Genomic DNA, 19590 nt, shown 5'->3' with positions numbered 1-19590 from the left:
AATGGATGAAATTAATTTGGAAAAAATTGATCTTATAATAGAAAGAACTAAAGTTGGATATAAAGAAGCAAAGGAAGCTTTAGAAATTTGTAACGGAAATGTAGTAGATGCATTAATATATATAGAGGAAAAGAAAAAAGCTAAGAAAGAAGAATTATACGTAACCAAAGATGAATTTATAAAGTGGGTAAAAGATCTAATAGAAAAGGGAAATATAAATAGAATAATAATACGTAAAAAAGATAAAGTAATTGCAGATATACCTGTTAATGCAGGAGTAGCTGTTACAGGTATAGGATTAATGTTAAATCCTATATTGACATTAATCATATTTGCAGCAGCTTTAACTGAGATTACTATAGAAATTACAAAGAAAGATGGTTCTGTAGAAGTAGTAAATAAAGTAGTTAAAGGCATAGTAAAAGATGTAAAAAGCAAGTTTAATAATAAAACATCAAATATGAAAGATAAATTTTCATCTAAAGAAGAAAAATATGAAGGAAATGTTTATAGCTATAGTGTAGATTTCGATGATGATGATGATATAAATAAATAAGTCAGCAGATATCTGCTGACTTAATAATTTAGAATAAAGGACATCCCTATAATATATATGATATACTATATAAGCAAAATGTAACAAAAAAGATTAATTAATGTAGCATATTAAAGAAAAATAACAAAAAAATATGAAATTTAAATATAATCAGCTATAATAGTATCAAAGTGCTATACTATTTATTTAAATAAATGTTATAATAAATATGTTTAAAGGTGATTTCAAAGAGAGAGGGTGATAAAAATTAAGCTATCACAGAGACAGAAAAAAATAATAAAGTTAGTTAAAGAAAATGAGCCTATTACTAGTGAACAAATAGCATCAAATTTAAGTGTTACTAGAGCGGCATTAAGACCAGATTTAGCAATACTTACAATGACAGGAATACTAGATGCAAAACCTAAGGTTGGATACATATATTCTAAAAAACCCTCTTATAGTCTAGCTTATGAATACATAAGAAATTTAAAAGTAGAACAAATTATGTCTGATCCTGTGGTGGTTAATGAGGCAACCACTATATATAATGCAATAGTAAATTTATTCCTAAATGATGTAGGTACTTTATTTGTTGAAAATGAAGGTGTGCTAGTAGGTGCGGTATCTAGAAAAGATTTTTTAAAATTTGCTATGGGCGGAACGGATATGCATAAAGTTCCAATTGGAGTAATAATGACAAGAATGCCTAATATTATAATGCTTAAAAAAGATGAAAGTGCCTATGATGCTGCAGTAAAAATAATAGATCATGAAATTGATAGTTTACCAGTAGTAGAAAAAGAGAATTCAGAAGACAAAAAGGATGCTTATAAAATAATTGGAAAAGTATCAAAAACTAATATTACCAATATGGTAGTAAATATGGCAAAAAACGTTTGATTTAAGGTATATCCATAAATAAAAATATATGAAGGGGATGTTTATTTTATGGAAAGTAAAAAATATGTTTACTTATTCAGAGAAGGAAATGCAAAAATGAGAAATCTTTTAGGTGGAAAAGGTGCTAACTTAGCAGAAATGACTAATTTAGGAATACCAGTTCCACAAGGATTTACTATTACAACAGAAGCTTGTACTAAATATTATGAAGATAATAAAAAACTTTCTGATGAAGTTATATCTCAAATATATAAGGCACTTGAAGAAATTCAAAAAGAAACTAAAAAGAGCTTTGGAAGTATAGATAATCCTTTGTTGGTATCTGTAAGATCTGGGGCAAGAGTTTCTATGCCTGGAATGATGGATACTATATTAAATTTAGGATTAAATGATGAAACAGTAAAAGCTGTTAGCAGATTAACAAACAATGAAAGATTTGCTTATGATTCATATAGAAGATTTATTCAAATGTTTTCAGATGTAGTTATGGGATTAGACAAAAGAGTGTTTGAAGATGTTCTAGAAGATGCAAAACAAGCTATAAATGCAAAATTTGATACTGATTTAACTGCAGAAGATCTTAAAAAAATAGTAGAAAAATATAAAGAAATTTATAAAAAAGAAGTGGGAGAAGATTTTCCACAAGATCCAAAAGTACAACTTCTTGAATCGGTAAATGCAGTATTTAAATCCTGGGATAATCCAAGAGCTATAGTGTATAGAAGGCTTAATGATATTCCAGGAAACTGGGGTACAGCAGTAAACATTCAAGCTATGGTATTTGGTAATATGGGTAATACATCTGGAACAGGTGTTGCATTTACAAGAGATCCTGCTACAGGTGAAAACAAAATATTTGGTGAATACTTAATAAATGCTCAAGGAGAAGACGTAGTAGCAGGTATAAGAACACCTCAACCAATAACAAAATTAAAAGAAGATTTACCAAGTTGTTATGAGGAATTTATTAATATAGCTGAAAAATTAGAAAATCACTATAGAGATATGCAAGATATGGAGTTTACTATAGAACAAGGGAAATTATACTTCCTACAAACTAGAAACGGAAAGAGAACAGCTCAAGCAGCATTAAAAATAGCAGTGGATATGGTTAATGAGGGATTAATAACAAAAGAAGAGGCTTTGTTAAAGGTGGAACCAAAACAATTAGATACATTACTACACCCAAATTTTGACCAAGAAGAATTAAAAAAAGCTACTTCCATAGCTAAAGGACTACCAGCTTCCCCAGGGGCTGCTTGCGGTAAAGTATATTTTACTGCAGAAGAAGCAAAGGAAAAACATGAATTAGGTGAAAAAGTTATATTATTAAGAGTAGAAACATCTCCAGAAGATATTGAGGGAATGGTAGCAGCGGAAGGAATACTTACTGTTAGAGGAGGTATGACCTCACATGCTGCAGTAGTTGCAAGAGGAATGGGAAAATGTTGCGTAGCAGGTTGTGCTGATATAAAAGTATTTGAAAAAGAAAATACCTTCCAAATAGGAGAAATCATGTTTAAAAAAGGAGATTATATATCCATAGATGGTAGTACAGGAAAAGTATATGGAGAAGCTGTTAAAACTGTAGCTCCAGAGATAAGTGGATATTTTGCAACATTTATGGAATGGGCTGATAATATAAGAAAATTAAAGATAAGAACCAATGCAGATACACCAAAGGATGCAAAACAAGCAGTAGAATTTGGAGCAGAGGGTATAGGACTTTGTAGAACAGAGCATATGTTCTTTGATGAAAAAAGAATACCTGCTGTAAGACAGATGATTATGGCAGACAATGAAGAGCAAAGAAGAGAAGCATTAGAAAAACTTTTACCAATGCAAAGAGAAGATTTTGTTGGAATTTATGAAGCTATGGAGGATAGACCTGTTACAATAAGATTTTTAGATCCACCATTACATGAATTTCTTCCAACTGAAGATGAAGATATAGCGGAACTTGCAAAGGATATGGGAGTAACTTTTGAAAGAATCAAATATGAAATTGAATCACTAAAAGAATTTAACCCTATGATGGGTCATAGAGGATGTAGATTATCTATAAGTTATCCAGAGATTGCAGAAATGCAAACAAGAGCTGTTATAGAGGCGGCTATAGATGTACGAAATAGAAAAGGATATGATGTAAAACCAGAAATTATGATACCACTTGTAGGAGAAGTAAAGGAACTTAAATTCTTAAAGGATATAGTTATTAATGTAGCAAATGAAGTAATAAAAGAATCAGGCGTAGAATTAGAATACTTTGTTGGAACTATGATAGAAGTTCCTAGAGCTACTATTGTGGCAGATGAAATTGCAGAAGAGGCAGATTTCTTCTCCTTTGGAACAAATGACTTAACACAAATGACTTTTGGTTTTTCTAGGGATGATGCAGGAAAATTTTTAAATAACTATTATGATAATAAAATATATGATTTTGATCCTTTCCAAAAGTTAGATCAAAAGGGTGTAGGACAATTAGTTCAAAATGCTTGTGAGTTAGGAAAAAAAGCTAAAGAAAATATAAAACTTGGTATATGTGGAGAGCATGGAGGAGATCCATCATCCATTGAGTTTTTCCATAAGGTAGGGTTAAACTATGTATCATGTTCACCTTACAGAGTACCAATAGCAAGACTTGCAGCAGCGCAAGCAGAAGTAAAATATCCAAGAAAGTAAAATAAGGTTTATGTCAGACAGAGTTAATCTCTGTCTGATGTTTTCAAATAGAAGGGTTAGCATTAGAAAGCTAACCTATTTTTTACTTAAAGTAATTTTGTGTTAAATTTGTTTTCTATATATTTTATAAAATCAATAACAAAGTCATCTTGTCCTTTTTCTTTTTCTATGGAACTAGTTAACACCTTCAAGAACGAATTTTTATTGCATCTTTTTATATTTCTATAATAATCTCTAGATATTTTCCAAAATTTTTGAGGAAAACCTATATAACATAGGATATATTTATGTTCATCTAAATTTAAAGGATTTGTGCTTTCGTAGATTTCTATGCATTCTATGGCTTTTTTTAAATCCCAATTTGTTTTATCCCTACGCAAATATCTTCTCATAAAGTATCCTATATCATGTACACGATAATCTATTCTGCATTTATCAAAATCAATAACCCAAACATTATTATCTTTATCAAATATGATATTTTTATTTACATAATCTAAATGGCATAAGTTTTTTTGAAGATTATTATGATTTATTGTACAGGATAAAGCTAATATAGTTTTAGCAGTATTTAAATTGGAATCAAAATGATTTAAAAAACACTTTGAAAATTTATCTTTATATTTAAAGGCAAGATTTGAACATTTTAAAAGTTGATTAAATCGTTTTTCTGTAGTGTCATAAACATTATCAAATTTTTTACGATTATTACTACCCATTATCGGGAAAAATTTACTTGAATGGTAATGCATTAAAGATAGATTTTTTGTGGATTTACTTACATGAATAGGATTATCATAATCGCATTTGCATCCTTCTATCCATGGGGTTAGTATAAATAACATATTTTCATAATTAACAAATCTATTATTTTCTAAAGTGGGTAATATTCTTGGAACCTTTATATTATATCTATGCATCCATTCTATAGCTGAATATACGAATAATAATTCTTCTTCAGGGAAGTATACTTTTTTAAGACAGTAGTTTTTAGAACCATGACTTACTTTATAAACAGCTCTTTGTTTATCAGTATTTTTAAATTTTATTTGTGCTACTATTGAATTTTCTAGATTATAATGATTTAATACATTTAATGCTACATTTTCTTCAGATAAAAGTTGCAAATTAGATGCATTAGTAGTACTTGACATAACAAAACTCCTTTATTATTTATCTCTGTATAATAATATTAAAAAGAGTTGTAGAATATACATAATAGTTAGTATTAAAATTATATACTTTTATGAAATTAATAAGTAAAAAAGGACTTTTGTATAAAATATAGAATAAGTTAATTATTAAGAAAGGGAAAAGTGAGTAGTGATAAGATGAGTTTAAGAGAAAGAATTGAAAATATAGAAAAAATAAGTATAATTTCTCAAGGAACTAGATCAGATGAAACAAAGGGGAGAGCTATAAAAGAAGAGCAAGATGATATAAGAACTGCATTTATGGTTGATAGAGATAGAATAATTCATTCAAAGTCCTTTAGAAGATTAAAACATAAAACACAAGTTTACATAAAAACTTGGGGAGATCACTATAGAACAAGACTTACTCATACATTAGAGGTTGCCCAAATAGGAAAAACCATAGGCAAGTCAATAGGATTAAATGAAGATTTAATAGAAGCTATAGCTTTAGGACATGATATAGGTCATGTTGCTTTTGCCCATAATGGTGAAGAAGTTTTAAATGAACTTTTACCTCATGGATTTAAACACAACATTAATAGTATAAGAGTGTTAACTAAGATAGAAAAACAAGGAAAAGGATTAAATTTAACTAAAGAAGTATTAGATGGTATACTACATCATAGCGGGTTTTCAAATAAAGAAAATTCTACTAAGGCATTTACTCTAGAAGGACAAGTAGTTAAATATAGTGATAAAATAGCTTATGTAAATCACGATATAGATGATTCTATAAGAGCAGGACTTTTAAAGGAAAGTGATTTACCAAAGGATATAATAAATATATTAGGAAAAAATCATAGTGAAAGAATAGATACTTTAGTTAAAGATTGTATAAATAAAACATTAGAAAATATAAAAATTGGCACAGTAGAAGTAGGTATGAGTAAAAAAACAGAGGAAGCTTTAAAGGAGCTAAGAAAATTTATGTTTGAGAGGGTTTATAAAGGGGCAATTTTAAAAGAGGAAAGAGATAAAGCAAAATTTGTATTATATCAAGTATTTAATTACTATTTGAAAAATCCCAATAAAATGCCAAGGTTTTATAAAAATATTGTTGAAAAAGAAGGATTATATCAAGGAGTAGCAGATTATATATCAGGTATGAGTGATGATTATTGCTTATTACTGTTTAATAGTATATATGTGCCTAAAATTGTAATTTATTAAAAGTATTTAGTGTATTTTCCATATAAAAGTGGATAAACTAATAATTGTACTGAAAAATATAGAAAAAATATAAAAATGAAGGATATTTAAAATAAGCAAAGAATATATATTATAGCTGCATTTTAAATATACTTATTTAAATAAAAATAAATATAAAAAAGAAGGAAAAAACAAAAAAATGTCGAATATATATCTCCTTTGTAAGGGGAATATAAATATCAGGCTAAAGGATAGGTGAAGTTATTAATTGATATCGAAAGATGTCATACAACAAGTAAAAGAGTCAAATGATATAGTAGATGTAATATCAGAAAGAGTTAGACTAAAAAGATCTGGAAGATATTATATGGGATTATGTCCTTTTCATAATGAAAAAACACCTTCTTTCACAGTCACTCCAGATAAGCAAATATATAAATGTTTTGGATGTGGAGAAGCAGGAAATGTGATAACTTTTGTTATGAAAACAAGAAATTTACCTTTTGTAGATGCAGTGCATTTATTAGCAGATAGGGCAAATATTGAGGTAACCTATGAAAATGGGGAAACACCACAAAGGGATGCTAAAGAGGAATTATATAAAATAAATGTAGATGCGGCAAGGTATTTTTTCAATAATTTACGAAGAAATAAAAAAGCTCTAAACTACTTACATAACAGGGGATTGTTACAAAAAACTATTAATAATTTTGGCATAGGATATGCTGAAGATAAATGGGATGGACTTTTAACTCACTTAAAGAAAAAAGGGTATACTGAGTTAGATATGTTATCGGCGGGGTTAATTATTAGAGGAAACAAAGGGAATATTTATGACAGGTTTAGAAATAGAATAATATTCCCAGTGTTTGACTATAGAGGAAGAGTTATTGGGTTTGGGGGAAGAGTGTTAGATGACTCAAAGCCTAAGTATTTAAATTCACCAGAAACTCTTGTATTTAAAAAAGGTACTAATCTTTACGGTATTAATTTTGCAATAAATAATAATATAAATAGTATGTTTATTATAGTTGAGGGTTATATGGATTGTATTGCTCTTCATCAATGTGGTATTACATCAGCAGTAGCTTCCCTAGGTACGGCATTAACACCTAACCAAGCTAAGCTTTTAAAAAGATATTCTAATAAAGTAATAATATCTTATGATGCAGATTTAGCTGGACAAAAAGCTACACAAAGGGGATTAGATGTATTAAAATCACAAGGACTTGATGTAAGAGTAATTATGATGCCAAAAGGAGAAGATCCAGATGATTTTATAAAAAAACATAGTAAAGAAGCTTTTTTAGAACTTATAGATAAAGCTCTCCAATTAATAGATTATAAATTACAAAAGGCTTCAGAAGGAATAAATTTAAAAGAGCCTCAGGGAGTTATCAAATATGTAAAAAGGGCTATAAATATTATAAAAGATTTACAACCTATAGAAAGAGAAATATATATAAAAAGGTTGTCTGAGGAAACAAAGCTCGAGAGTCAAGTATTATATGATTTATTAAATAATAAATTGAAAAAAGATGTAAATAATAATATTAATGTGAATATTGAAGAAATTTTAGGGAATAAATTATATTTAGAACCGTCTTATATAAAAGCGGAAAGAGTACTTATAAAATCTATTATAGAAAGTGAATTTATAAAAGATTATATTTTTAATAATATTAAAGTAGATGAATTTATATTAAAATCTCATAGAGATATAATTAATATAATATTAGAAAATTATGATTTAGGTATAGAAGAAATTAAAAATAATATAGAAATAAATTATGAAAACACTGACATAATCAAAGAATGGATAAATATACAGGAATCTAAAAAAATTGGAGAAAGTGATAATTATAAAGTCATAGTACAAGATTTCATTAAAGAAATAAAAAAGTATAAGTTAGAAGAAAAAATAAAAAAAATAAAACAAGATATAAAAAAATTCGAATCAGAAGGAAACATAGAAAAATCCCTAGGCTTAGCTCAAGAACTCATAAATATACAAAGAAAGCTAAGTGGTACACAGTAAAGTGGAAGGAGGCAAAATAATGAAAGATAAAAATGCCAAAATGAAGGTAGTAAAAAGTTTAATAGATAAAGGTAAAAAGAATGGATCTCTTACATATAAAGAAATAATGGATGAATTAGAAGAGATAGAATTAAGTCCAGAGCAAATTGAAAAGGTGTATGAAGCATTAGAATCAATGAATATAGATGTATTAGGGGAAGAAGGAAAAAAAGAAGAAGAAGAAGAAATTGATATAACTGTGCCTGAAGGTATATCTATAGATGATCCAGTAAGAATGTATTTAAAGGAAATTGGGAAAGTACCTTTACTTACGCCTGAGGAAGAAGTAGAATTGGCCCAAAGAATAGAAGCAGGAGAATTAAAGGCTAGAAAAAAACTAGCAGAAGCAAATTTAAGATTAGTTGTAAGTATAGCAAAAAGATATGTTGGTAGAGGTATGTTATTTTTAGATTTAATACAAGAAGGAAATTTAGGATTAATAAAAGCAGTTGAAAAATTTGACTATAGAAAAGGATATAAATTTAGTACTTATGCTACTTGGTGGATTAGGCAGGCAATTACTAGAGCTATAGCAGATCAGGCAAGAACCATAAGAATACCAGTTCATATGGTAGAAACTATAAATAAATTAATTAGAGTTTCAAGACAATTGCTGCAAGAATTAGGTAGAGAGCCTACCCCAGAAGAAATTGCAAAAGAAATGGAAATATCAGTAGATAGAGTCAGAGAAATAATGAAAATAGCTCAAGAACCAGTGTCATTAGAAACCCCTATAGGAGAAGAAGAGGATAGCCATTTAGGAGATTTTATACCAGATGATGATGCTTTAGCTCCAGCTGAAGCAGCAGCTTTTACTATGTTAAAAGAACAACTTATAAATGTATTAGATACATTAACACCAAGAGAAGAAAAAGTATTAAGATTAAGATTTGGATTAGATGATGGAAGAGCTAGAACTCTTGAAGAAGTAGGAAAAGAATTCAATGTAACAAGAGAAAGAATAAGACAAATAGAAGCTAAGGCTCTTAGAAAATTAAGACATCCAAGTAGAAGTAAAAAATTAAAAGATTATTTAGACTAAATACAAAGCACCATTAGGTGCTTTGTTTATAATTCAAAGTAAAAGGTGAATGATATGGAGAGATATGACTCAATTAAAGGAAAAGGATTAATTTATATCTTAGGAGAAACTATTTTATATAATTTAATAATTATGTTTTTAATTTATTCAACAAATTCTTTTGAATTAACATATTTATTAAAAATGACTTTGATAGTAGTGAATATATATCAATTTTATTACATATTTTTATACTTATTTGTAGATTATACTATTGATGAAAAGACCTTAAATATAAATATAATTAAAGGATTTGTAAAAGAGAAAATTTTAATAGATGATATAGAATGTTATAGTAGAAAGAAAGAAAAAATAAATGGAATAAAAATATCTGGACATGGTAAAGATTCTTTTGCATTAGGAAAATCCATAATCGATAAAATTGGATTAACTAGGATGTATGTTACTTCAAATGAAGATGTAATATATTTAAAAACAAAGGATATAACCTATGGAATATCTCCACAAAATGGAGAAAAACTTGAAAAAACTCTAAAGGAAAAGGGGATAAAAAATTCAAATTGGGAATATTCTACAAATAAAAATATTAATTTACATAAGAATAAAAGGTACTTTATTCCATTTATAATAAGTACTATTTTAATAATTATACTTACACTTAACCCTTTTATAAAATATTTAAAAGGAAGTTTACCATCTAAAGTACCAATATCTTTTGATCCTTCTTTTAATCCTATTTCTTTTGGGACAGGCAAGCAATTTGCTTTTAAGCAAATGGTATATGGCGTACTAAATATGGTATTATTACTTTGCATGTACTATGCATCTTACTTTTATGCTAAATACGATGAAAGATCATCTTACAAATATATATACATATCTTTAGCAATATCAGTATTTTTTTTAATAATGCAGTTTAAAATACTAAATACTTTTTAAAATTGGAGTGTAGAAAATATATGGATATAAGTTTAAGATTAAAATCTATAGCATCTATGGTGGATAGATGTGATGTATGTGTAGATATTGGAACAGATCATGGTTATATACCTATTTACCTTATTGATAACCATATATGTAATAGAGTTATTGCAACAGATATAAATAAAGAACCTTTAAATAGAGCAAAAGAAAATGTTACAAAAAGACGATATAGTGATAAGGTTGATTTTAGACTAGGATCTGGACTTAATACTATAGATAAAAATGAAGCTGATGTAGCTATTATTGCAGGTATGGGAGGTAATTTAATAAAAGAAATAATAGACGAAAATATAGAAAAATTCAAATCATTTAAATACTTAATAGTTCAGCCGGTTCAAAATGTAGATGTTTTAAGGAAATACATATATTCAAAAGGATTTGATATAATAGAAGAGAAAATTTGCATTGAAGATGATAAATTTTATGAAATCATAAAAATAAAGTATAATAGTGTTATAATAGAAGAAGAGGATATATTTTATGAAGTAAGTAAATATCTTTATGAAAGAAAAGATGAAAAATTAAAGAAATTTATAGAATATAAAATAAAGACATATGAAAAAGTATATAGCAAGATAGAGTGCAATACTGCTAAATCTACAGAAAGAAAAAAACAGTTAGAGAAAAAAATAATTAAACTAAAGGAATTGATAAAATGAGTTTAAAGTTAAAAGAAATAATAGAAATAATAGAAAATGAATATGCGCCCCTAGACTTTAAATTGGATTTCGATAATGTAGGTCTTATGGTAGGCGATGTCAATGAAAATATTAACTCAATATTGGTTGCTTTAGATTGTACTATTAGGGTTATAGAAGAAGCAAAAAAATTAGGATGTAATCTTATAATAACACATCATCCTATATTATTTAAAAGTCCTAAAAGTATAACAACAGATACTCTTTTAGGTAAAAAAATAATTGAACTTATAAAAAGTAATATAAATGTATATTCTAGTCATACTAATTTAGATGCTGTACCAGAAGGTATAAATGAAATAGTTATGAATGTATTAGGATTTAAAGACTATTCAATTATAGAAAAAAACTTAATGGATTTTAAAGGTGAGGAAGTAGGAATAGGTAGAATTGTTGAATTAGAAAATAAAATTACTTTAGAAGAATTATGTTATAAAGTTAAAAATTCATTAAGTATAGAAAATTTAAGATATGCAGGAGAAGATAATCAGTTAATAAAGAAAATAGCTGTTATAAATGGTAGTGGTACAGATCTTTTAGATTCTGCTAAAAGATTAGGAGCAGATTGTGTTATAACAGGGGATACTACATATCATTATGTAAGTGACTATGCGGAAGAAGGTATAGCTATTATAGATGCTGGACATTTTGAAACAGAATGGCCTAGTATGAAAGTTATAGCTAAACGTTTAGAGAAAAAACTTAATTCTATAGATAAAAATATAAAATTATATATTTCTGAAGAATCTTTTTCACCATATAAGTATAAATAGAAATAGGCATATTGCGTCTATTTCTTTTTTTTATAATAAAAAATAGAGGAGTGACTAATTTGAATTTAGAAAATTTATTTAAACTACAAAAGCAGTATGAAAGTCTAGAAAATAATGAAAAAATGTTACAAAAGTACAAGGATATATCATTATTAAAGGAATTAAAGATAAAATTTGATAGAAATAAAAAAGAGTTTTTGGATTCTAAAAGAAAACTTGAAGAAGAGATAAAAAAATACTTAAAAATAAATAAAAAATCAGAAGAGATAAAAAGTAATATAGAAAAAATGGAATACACTTTATATAATGATGCAGGATCAGATATAAAATTAATAGAAAATCTTCAAGAGAGAATAAGACAAGAGAAAATACAACTTAATGAAGTAGAGAATCACATTATAAGCTTTTTGGAGAATGAAGAAGATATGGAAAAAAACATTTTAAAGTTAGAAAATAAGATTTCTGAAATAAGAGAAGAGTTTACTAGGGTAAAATGTGATCAAAAATATAAATTTGATAAAATTACTAATGAAATTTCTAATATAAAAAACAATATAAAAGAATTAGAAAAATATATAGATGAAGATATTTTAAGGGAGTTTTATGATAGAAGAGAATATAATAAAATAGTTATATGTGAATTAAAAGATGGAGTATGTGATGGATGCAAAATAAAAGTTTCCTATGAAACAAAAAGTAAATTAAATAAAAATAATATAACGCATTGTGATAATTGTGGGAGAATTCTTTTTAGCAATAAGATAAAAAAGGATGAACATGAAAAATAAAACATTTGCAAAAATAGCTTTAGTGTGGTATCATTTACTTTGCGAGTAAGCCAGACAGTCGCTGCTGCATAATTTGCAGGAGAGGAAAGTCGGAGCTCCATAGAGCAGGGTGCTGGGTAACTCCCAGTAGAGGCGACTCTAAGGATAGTGCAACAGAGAGATACCGCCAAAGGACTTTTTAGGGACTTTGGTAAGGGTGGAAAGGCGAGGTAAGAGCTCACCAGCACACTGGTGACAGTGTGGCTATGTAAACCCCACTTGGAGCAAGATCAAATAGAGAAGCAGGAAGATTAACTTCCAGGGGCTGCTCGTCCCGCTTCCGGGTAGTATCGCTAAAGCCTATCGGCAACAGTAGGCTTAGATAGATGACTGTCTAATACAGGACTCCGCTTATAGACTTAGTCGCTTGAATGGTTTTGAACACAATCCACTTGGATTGTGTTTTTTACTTATATTTATAAATAATAACAATAAGTTGGAAATTTATGATAAGATAAAGTAAATAATTTAAATATATTATTTAAGGAGAGTATTATGAATATAGGATATAGGACTTTAAAAACAGCTATAGGATCAGCACTAGCTATAATTATTGCTAAATGGTTTGGACTTCAGTATGCCACAGCAGCAGGTATTATAACTATATTAAGTGTTGGTAAAACAAGAAAAAAGTCTATGAAAATAATGTTGAAAAGAATAATATCAACATTATTAGCACTTCTTATATCTTTAGTACTTTTTAATATATTTGGATTTAAAGAAATAGTTTTTGGTGCATTTTTATTGATTTTTATTCCATTAGCAGTAAAATTTAATGTGGAAGAAGGAATTGTTGTAAGCTCAGTTCTGGTAACACATCTTTTAACTGAAAAATCAACTAGCTTGTTTTGGATTATTAATGAAATAGCACTTATGTTAGTAGGGGTAATAGTAGCATTAATAGTAAACTTATATATGCCTAATACAGAAGATAAAATTAAAGAATATCAAATGTATATTGAAGAACATATGAAGGAGATATTATTAAAAATGTCTTTTACAATGAAAGATGGGAAAAAGTGTTTTGTAAATAATGTTTTATTAGAAGAGCTAGAAAATGTATTAGACAAAGGAAGAAAACTTACCTATATTAATTTAAATAATAATATTGTTCAGGAAGATAAGTACTATGTTAGATATATGAATATGAGAAAAAATCAAGTAGAAAGTATAAAATATATGTTAAATCATTTTAAAGAAGATTTTTCAAGATATGAACAAGCTCTTATTATGGCTAATTTCATTGAAAAGGTAGCAAATTCTATATATGAGAATAATACAGCAGAAAATTTACTAGAAGATTTAGATAAATTGAGAGAAGACTTTAGAAAAATGGAACTACCTAAAACTAGAGAAGAATTTGAAATAAGAGCATCTTTATTTCAGTTTTTAAATGATATGGAACAATTTTTGAGGATAAAAAATGATTTTAAGAAAACAGAAATAAATTGAAAATATATTTCTGAATATTAAAAAAGTATATTGATTTTAATGGAAATATATAGTATAATTAAATAAAAATATTATAAAATTACTGCTCTGTTTATACAGATGCCCAAAGCATTGACGTGAACAAAGCCCAGTAAATGGTATACATTTATTGGGCTTTTTTGTACAAAAAAATAAATTAAAGGGGGAAAATAAATGATTACAAAAGGTTTTACTTATGTAGCGTTTCTTTTATTCTTTGCAAGTATGCTTGTCCTAGCAGAAAAGAAGTCTAAATCAAATTTTTTTAATTATGTTCCAGCAATTGTAGTATTATATTTTACTGCTATGTTACTTTCAACTTTTGGAGTATGGCAAAATAATAAAGAAATAACAGCAGTTTATAAGGGATTAAAAGATAATTTACTTCCTGCTATGATATTTTTAATGCTTTTAAGATGTGATATGAGAAAAATAATAAAATTAGGACCTAAGATGCTAATAGGATTCTTTTCTGCATCTATAAGCATAGCTATAGGTTTTATAGTAACCTATGCAATTTTCAAGAGATTTTATGAAGCAGATACTTGGAAAGCTTTTGCAGCTCTTGCTGGAAGTTGGATGGGGGGAACTGGTAATATGGTAGCGGTACAAGGGGCGCTTAATGTACCAGATTCAAAACTAGGATACACTTTGCTTATGGACTCTATAAATTATTCTATATGGGTAATGTTTTTATTATGGTTGGTTTCATTTGCACCTAAATTTAATAAATGGACAAAGTCTGATACCAAAATAATTGATGAAATAGGAGAAAAATTAAGTAAAGATCAAGAAAAAATGAGAAAAGAAATAGAGTTTTCAGATTTAATAATATTACTTGGATTAAGTTTGTTTGTTTCAGCTATATCTCAATATTTTGGAGGAATGCTTCCACAAACTGTATTTTTTCAAGGAACTACATGGACAGTTCTTATAGCTACTTCAATTGGAATAATACTTGCAATGACACCAGTTGCAAATATACCAGGATCTTCACAACTTTCAAATATTATGTTGTATACTATAGTGGCACTTATAGCATCAAGAGCCAATTTTGCAGAACTTACAAAGGCGCCAATTTATATAATTTCAGGATTCTCTATACTTGGAATACATTTTTTAATTTCAATATTGGCAGCAAAAGTATTTAAATTGGATCTATTTACCTGTGGTGTAGCTAGTCTTGCAAATATAGGAGGAGTTGCATCAGCTCCAATATTAGCTGCAGCATATAGTGAAGCATTAGTACCTATAGGAGTTTTAATGGCACTTATGGGATATATTATAGGAACAGGTGGAGGCCTCTTAGTAGGTAAGATACTTTCAATTATGTAACTGAATTATACTTAACAAATAAATTACACTAATGGTATAATATCTCTTGAGGTGATTTTAATGTATAATGACAATACAACCTATGTAGTTGGTAATTCAAAAACTAACACAGACAATGCTATTACTAATAGGTTTAATTCTTTCTTTATAGGATTTGTAGTAGATGTAGACACAGATACAATAGTGGATTTAAGTTGTTCATCTACCATAAGGACTACAGATGAATTTGTAAAAACACTTTTAATAGGAAAGAGTTTAAAAGTGTTTGATCCTAATTTAGAAAAAGAAGTAAAGAGAAGATATCATGGTTCATCTCAAAGAGCTATTATAGTTGCTTATAAAGATGCAATAAAGAAATACAATGAAATAAAAATAAGATATCATTAAAATACTGCTTTATTTAACGAAGATAGATTAAACATCTATACTAATGTAAATAAAACCCAGTAAAAGCAATAGTTAAATTTATGCTTTTATTGGGTTTTTTATTATATGAGGAGGAATTTTTATGAAAATAACTGATATAAAGCTAGGTAGAATATCTGTACCTCTTAGAACACCATTTAAAACTGCTTTAAGAACTGTTAATAGTGTGGAAGATATTATAGTAGAAATACACACTGATACAGGTAATATAGGATTTGGAGAAGCACCACCAACAGGGGTTATAACAGGAGATACTACAGGAGCTATAATAGGAGCAATAGAGGATCATATAAAGAAAACAATAATAGGTATGAATGTAGAAAATTTTGAAGAAATAATGTTGAAATTAAATAATTGCATTTTAAAAAATACTAGTGCAAAAGCAGCAGTGGATATAGCACTATATGATTTATATGGACAATTATATAATGCACCTTTATATAAGCTATTAGGTGGATATAGAAATAAGATAATAACTGATATAACTATTAGCGTAAACGAACCAGAAGAAATGGCAAAGGATAGCATAGATGCAATAAATAGAGGATATAATACATTAAAAATAAAAGTAGGAAAAGATTCAAAAAAAGATATGGAGAGAATGAAAGCAATAAGGAAAGCAGTAGGATATGATGTAAATCTTAGAATAGATGCAAATCAAGGTTGGAGGCCAAAGGAAGCAGTAAAGATACTAAGAGATATGGAAGATGTAGGATTACAAATTGAATTTGTAGAGCAGCCCGTATCAGCACATGATATAGATGGATTAAAATTTGTAACAGATAATGTAGCTATACCTGTTTTAGCGGATGAAAGTGTATTTTCACCAATGGATGCTTTGAATATTTTACAAAGAAGAGCAGCGGATTTTGTAAATATAAAACTTATGAAAACCGGGGGAATATATAATGCATTAAAAATATGTTCTTTAGCAGAAATATATGGAGTAGAATGTATGATAGGTTGTATGTTGGAAGCAAAAGTAAGTGTAACTGCTGCTGTACATTTAGCTTGTGCTAAAAACATTATAACTAAAATTGATTTAGATGGACCAGTTTTATGCAAAGAGGACCCAGTAAAGGGAGGAGCATTGTTTGAAGAATATATGATAACTCTTACAGATGATCCAGGGTTAGGTATCAAATCTATAGAAAATGTTAAATATATATAAAAGGCAGGTAATTCTGCCTTTTATTTTAATCTATTTATTTCGCTAAATCCATCTTTAAACCATAAAGGTATTGACTTATGCAATGCATCAAAATCTTTATTACTATCATATTTTAGATTTTTAAATCTTGTAACAGATAAAGATAGTACATTAATACTCAATGTTCCTATGTTGTTGATAGAAGGACTAATTTTATTTACTTTTCCTCCTATATCACATTTTTCTGGAGAACTTATGGAGAGAAATTTTCTACAATTAAAGGGCCTTACAGGGTATATCATGCAAGTTTTTTCATCAGATAAAAATACACAGGGTATTTTTTTGCTTAAATAATTATGCGCAATTTTAATATTTTCTTTTATTTCATAGGGAGAAGGAATTGTTGGCAATAATTCTTTAACTTTATTCATAAAAAGTTCCTTGTCGTCCTTTGGAAAATTAGCTTGTACATAATCACGAATAAGTTCTGCTTCTATCGCGGTACATTCTACATAAAGACAACAACAATCACTACAACCTTTACTACAAGATGCATATTTTTCAAATTGTTCGTTGCCTTCATCATAAAGCTTATATATTTTATTCAAAAATTCCCTACCCTTACTTACACTTAATTGCTTATTATATATTTCTGACATAAGTACGTTTGTTATTTTATCATAAATTTTATTAGTATCATTTTCATTAAATAATATGTTTTCTCCTAAGTAGTTTTTGCCTAAACTTTTAAGCTTAGTATTACTCAAAAAAATCACCTCTGGAAGGATTATAGTATAAAACTAAAAATTTTACAATATGTAAAAATTATTCCTAAGATGTACTTTAAATTTTGTTGAAAAATATCTAAATATGTGGTAGCATAGCTTTATTAATATTAAAAATTAAGAAATATCTTTCAATAGAAAGGAAATTATTAAATGAGAGATTTTGAAATATTTACAGATTCATGTAGTGATTTGCCTAAGGAATATATTAAAGAAAAAAATATAAAATTTGCTAGACTTACATGCACATACGATGATAAAACCTATTTTGATGATTTTGGTGAAAGTCTATCATATAAAAAATTTTTTGATGATTTACGAAATGGAACAATAGCTAAAACTTCTCAACCAAGTGTAGATGAATTTTATAGCAATTTCAAGAAAATAATAGACAGCGGTAAGGATGTTTTATATATATGTGTTTCTACAGGTTTAAGTGGATCAGAAAATAGTGCAACTATAGCTAAAAATATGATATTAGAAGAGTATACTGAAGTAAATATATATATAGTAAACGTTTTAACAGCCTCTCTTGGACAAGGTATAATGGTAATGAAGGCGGTTGAAATGAAAGAAGAAGGTAAATCTTTAGGGGAAATAGTAGAATATATAGAAAAAAATAAGCAAAGATTAAATACTTTTATGACTGTAGATGATTTAAACCATCTAAAAAGAGGAGGAAGATTATCTACAGCTGCAGCTATGATAGGAACTGTTTTTAGTATAAAGCCTATATTATCAATAGATACAGATGGAAGGGTAATATCTATTGATAAAGCTAGAGGTAGAAAAAGTTCATTAAAAAAATTGGCGGATCTATTATTAGAAAGAATAGAAGAAGCTGAGAAACAAATAATAGGCATATCCCATGGTGATTGCATAGATGAAGTTTTAAAACTTAAAGATGCTATTTTATCAAAAATTAATGTAAAAGATGTAATAATAAATTATACAGGTCCAGCAGTAGGAACCCATGGAGGACCAGGTAATGTAGCTATATTTTTTATGGGAAAAGAAAGAAAAATATTATAGATGAATTTTTAAAACTATAGGATTAAAATCCTGTAGTTTTTTTATTTAGAATAAAAAATATAATGTATAAATATATATTATAGATGGATTATTATTTTTAGGGTGATTATTTAAAATGACAAAATTTTATTCTCAATTAAGTAGAAAAAGAATTATTTATTTACAAAGAAAAATTTATTTTAGCCTATGTCCTATTGAAAAATTATACTATAAAAATTTATTAGAAAAATAAATAATGAATTTACAAATGTTAAGTAATTACTATAGTAGGCAAGAAACTAATGAACCTGAAAGACAATTTACCCTAGAAGAACTTGCAACTTATAATGGAACTTCTGGAAAACCAGCATATGTAGCTGTAAATGGAATTGTATATGATGTAAGTCTACAAAGTACGTGGGGAGGAGGCACTCATTTTGGACTGTATTCAGGAAAGAATTTAACAAAAGAATTTAATGAATGCCATGGAAGAGAAGAGATTTTAAAAGTTTTGCCTAAAGTAGGTATTTTAAAAGGATAAATGAGG

The 19590-nt window shown here is 27.6% G+C and carries 17 protein-coding genes, 1 other RNA gene and 1 pseudogene; 17 read left to right on the top strand and 2 right to left on the bottom strand.

Going from position 1 to position 19590, the window contains the following annotated elements:
• Position 1 precedes the first annotated feature (1 nt).
• The 3 genes from CKV72_RS08605 to ppdK all read left to right on the top strand — a co-directional run bounded on the left by CKV72_RS08605 (position 2) and on the right by ppdK (position 4120).
• Positions 2–556 carry a DUF4342 domain-containing protein gene (locus tag CKV72_RS08605; protein WP_095178052.1) on the top strand — a complete coding sequence of 185 codons (555 nt, stop codon included), beginning with the start codon at positions 2–4 and terminating at the stop codon, positions 554–556.
• A gap of 237 nt (positions 557–793) precedes the next feature.
• Positions 794–1438 carry a transcriptional regulator CcpN gene (gene ccpN, locus CKV72_RS08600; RefSeq protein WP_095178051.1) on the top strand — a complete coding sequence of 215 codons (645 nt, stop codon included), beginning with the start codon at positions 794–796 and terminating at the stop codon, positions 1436–1438.
• Positions 1439–1486: 48 nt separating this feature from the next.
• A complete protein-coding gene (gene ppdK / locus CKV72_RS08595) occupies positions 1487–4120 on the top strand; it encodes a pyruvate, phosphate dikinase (RefSeq protein WP_095178050.1) in 2634 nt (877 codons plus the stop codon).
• 86 nt (positions 4121–4206) lie between these two features.
• On the opposite strand, the gene CKV72_RS08590 is transcribed toward ppdK, so the two are convergent.
• On the bottom strand, positions 4207–5274 hold the full coding sequence (locus CKV72_RS08590) for a CotS family spore coat protein (protein ID WP_095178049.1): 1068 nt from the start codon (positions 5272–5274) through the stop codon (positions 4207–4209).
• Positions 5275–5451: 177 nt separating this feature from the next.
• On the opposite strand from CKV72_RS08590, the gene CKV72_RS08585 reads away from it, so the two are divergent.
• The 12 genes from CKV72_RS08585 to CKV72_RS08530 all read left to right on the top strand — a co-directional run bounded on the left by CKV72_RS08585 (position 5452) and on the right by CKV72_RS08530 (position 17268).
• Complete coding sequence (locus tag CKV72_RS08585; RefSeq protein ID WP_095178048.1) at positions 5452–6486, top strand: deoxyguanosinetriphosphate triphosphohydrolase; 1035 nt, start codon at positions 5452–5454, stop codon at positions 6484–6486.
• 247 nt (positions 6487–6733) lie between these two features.
• Complete coding sequence (dnaG, locus tag CKV72_RS08580) at positions 6734–8503, top strand: DNA primase (RefSeq protein WP_095178047.1); 1770 nt, start codon at positions 6734–6736, stop codon at positions 8501–8503.
• Between the two features lie 19 nt (positions 8504–8522).
• On the top strand, positions 8523–9584 hold the full coding sequence (gene rpoD, locus CKV72_RS08575; protein ID WP_089863948.1) for an RNA polymerase sigma factor RpoD: 1062 nt from the start codon (positions 8523–8525) through the stop codon (positions 9582–9584).
• A 54-nt stretch (positions 9585–9638) separates the two neighbouring features.
• The gene (locus CKV72_RS08570; protein WP_169712365.1) at positions 9639–10523 is read left to right on the top strand and encodes a PH domain-containing protein; all 885 of its coding nucleotides are present in this window, start codon (positions 9639–9641) and stop codon (positions 10521–10523) included.
• Positions 10524–10543: 20 nt separating this feature from the next.
• Positions 10544–11227, top strand: a complete 684-nt coding sequence (locus CKV72_RS08565; protein ID WP_095178045.1) for a tRNA (adenine(22)-N(1))-methyltransferase — start codon at positions 10544–10546, stop codon at positions 11225–11227.
• Positions 11224–12039, top strand: a complete 816-nt coding sequence (locus CKV72_RS08560) for a Nif3-like dinuclear metal center hexameric protein (protein WP_095178044.1) — start codon at positions 11224–11226, stop codon at positions 12037–12039. Before CKV72_RS08565 ends, CKV72_RS08560 begins: the two co-directional genes overlap by 4 nt.
• 59 nt (positions 12040–12098) lie before the next feature.
• Positions 12099–12827: a zinc ribbon domain-containing protein gene (locus tag CKV72_RS08555; RefSeq protein WP_095178043.1), complete on the top strand. Its 729-nt coding sequence runs from the start codon at positions 12099–12101 to the stop codon at positions 12825–12827.
• Positions 12828–12869: 42 nt separating this feature from the next.
• Positions 12870–13236, top strand: an RNA gene (gene rnpB, locus CKV72_RS08550) — RNase P RNA component class A.
• 122 nt (positions 13237–13358) lie between these two features.
• The gene (locus CKV72_RS08545) at positions 13359–14318 is read left to right on the top strand and encodes an aromatic acid exporter family protein (RefSeq protein WP_169712388.1); all 960 of its coding nucleotides are present in this window, start codon (positions 13359–13361) and stop codon (positions 14316–14318) included.
• Positions 14319–14510: 192 nt separating this feature from the next.
• Positions 14511–15671 carry a DUF819 family protein gene (locus tag CKV72_RS08540; protein ID WP_095178041.1) on the top strand — a complete coding sequence of 387 codons (1161 nt, stop codon included), beginning with the start codon at positions 14511–14513 and terminating at the stop codon, positions 15669–15671.
• 60 nt (positions 15672–15731) lie between these two features.
• Entirely contained in the window at positions 15732–16058 is a 327-nt protein-coding gene (locus CKV72_RS08535; RefSeq protein WP_089863961.1) for a DUF3870 domain-containing protein, read from the top strand.
• A gap of 121 nt (positions 16059–16179) precedes the next feature.
• Positions 16180–17268 (top strand): dipeptide epimerase, encoded by a 1089-nt coding sequence (locus CKV72_RS08530; RefSeq protein WP_095178040.1) that lies wholly within the window; start codon positions 16180–16182, stop codon positions 17266–17268.
• A 20-nt stretch (positions 17269–17288) separates the two neighbouring features.
• Here CKV72_RS08530 and CKV72_RS08525 read toward each other — a convergent pair whose 3' ends face one another.
• Complete coding sequence (locus tag CKV72_RS08525) at positions 17289–18014, bottom strand: YkgJ family cysteine cluster protein (protein WP_095178039.1); 726 nt, start codon at positions 18012–18014, stop codon at positions 17289–17291.
• Between the two features lie 171 nt (positions 18015–18185).
• Here CKV72_RS08525 and CKV72_RS08520 point away from each other — a divergent pair, with 171 nt between their 5' ends.
• Both CKV72_RS08520 and CKV72_RS08515 read left to right on the top strand, forming a co-directional pair.
• The gene (locus CKV72_RS08520; RefSeq protein WP_095178038.1) at positions 18186–19064 is read left to right on the top strand and encodes a DegV family protein; all 879 of its coding nucleotides are present in this window, start codon (positions 18186–18188) and stop codon (positions 19062–19064) included.
• 115 nt (positions 19065–19179) lie between these two features.
• Positions 19180–19584 (top strand): annotated as a pseudogene (locus tag CKV72_RS08515) (cytochrome b5 domain-containing protein).
• Positions 19585–19590: the final 6 nt, after the last annotated feature.

It is taken from the genome of Clostridium cochlearium, assembly GCF_900187165.1.
GTDB lineage: Bacteria > Bacillota > Clostridia > Clostridiales > Clostridiaceae > Clostridium_G > Clostridium_G cochlearium.
This window is presented reverse-complemented; position numbering and strand designations above follow the sequence as displayed.

What these genes read in the sequence shown, in the direction of transcription:
- CKV72_RS08605 (WP_095178052.1), top strand. Translation starts at nt 2, where the DNA reads ATGGATGAAATTAATTTGGAAAAAATTGATCTTATAATAGAAAGAACT.
- ppdK (WP_095178050.1), top strand. Translation starts at nt 1,487, where the DNA reads ATGGAAAGTAAAAAATATGTTTACTTATTCAGAGAAGGAAATGCAAAA.
- CKV72_RS08590 (WP_095178049.1), bottom strand. Translation starts at nt 5,274, where the DNA reads ATGTCAAGTACTACTAATGCATCTAATTTGCAACTTTTATCTGAAGAA.
- CKV72_RS08585 (WP_095178048.1), top strand. Translation starts at nt 5,452, where the DNA reads ATGAGTTTAAGAGAAAGAATTGAAAATATAGAAAAAATAAGTATAATT.
- rpoD (WP_089863948.1), top strand. Translation starts at nt 8,523, where the DNA reads ATGAAAGATAAAAATGCCAAAATGAAGGTAGTAAAAAGTTTAATAGAT.
- CKV72_RS08570 (WP_169712365.1), top strand. Translation starts at nt 9,639, where the DNA reads ATGGAGAGATATGACTCAATTAAAGGAAAAGGATTAATTTATATCTTA.
- CKV72_RS08565 (WP_095178045.1), top strand. Translation starts at nt 10,544, where the DNA reads ATGGATATAAGTTTAAGATTAAAATCTATAGCATCTATGGTGGATAGA.
- CKV72_RS08560 (WP_095178044.1), top strand. Translation starts at nt 11,224, where the DNA reads ATGAGTTTAAAGTTAAAAGAAATAATAGAAATAATAGAAAATGAATAT.
- CKV72_RS08540 (WP_095178041.1), top strand. Translation starts at nt 14,511, where the DNA reads ATGATTACAAAAGGTTTTACTTATGTAGCGTTTCTTTTATTCTTTGCA.
- CKV72_RS08535 (WP_089863961.1), top strand. Translation starts at nt 15,732, where the DNA reads ATGTATAATGACAATACAACCTATGTAGTTGGTAATTCAAAAACTAAC.
- CKV72_RS08530 (WP_095178040.1), top strand. Translation starts at nt 16,180, where the DNA reads ATGAAAATAACTGATATAAAGCTAGGTAGAATATCTGTACCTCTTAGA.
- CKV72_RS08520 (WP_095178038.1), top strand. Translation starts at nt 18,186, where the DNA reads ATGAGAGATTTTGAAATATTTACAGATTCATGTAGTGATTTGCCTAAG.